1 protein-coding gene is annotated in these 336 nt (G+C 50.9%); it reads right to left on the bottom strand.

Going from position 1 to position 336, the window contains the following annotated elements:
• Positions 1-336 (bottom strand): AAA family ATPase (locus ACO0LC_RS29250; RefSeq protein ID WP_423009789.1); only part of this gene is annotated, 336 nt, incomplete at both ends.

The following is a 336-nucleotide window of genomic DNA, read 5'->3' as shown; positions in this document are numbered from 1 at the left end:
AATTTACGTAAAATGCCCACATCCAGCAAATGCGCCTCATCGATCACGATATACAGCGTTTTTTGCGATTGCACATGACGGTAAGCCGCCAGTATCAATTCCTTCTCGATATCCTTCATCGCTGCATTCACCTGCAACGACTCCGCCAATTGCTTCAAGATAGGCTGATACGTATGCATGGTCTGGCTAAAAGAGGCCACCACCGTATCACGCTCCTTACCCAACTGCTCCAGATGCTCACGAATGACAGACTTACCGACGCCGGGATGACCCACGATCACCGAGAAACCGCCATGTTGTGCATGAACCCGGATCATCTCCATGGCTTCGACCTGC

Source organism: Undibacterium sp. JH2W, assembly GCF_049340425.1.
Lineage (GTDB): Bacteria > Pseudomonadota > Gammaproteobacteria > Burkholderiales > Burkholderiaceae_D > Undibacterium.
The sequence above is the reverse complement of the archived record's forward strand: the minus strand, read 5'-3'. Positions and strand labels throughout refer to the sequence as shown.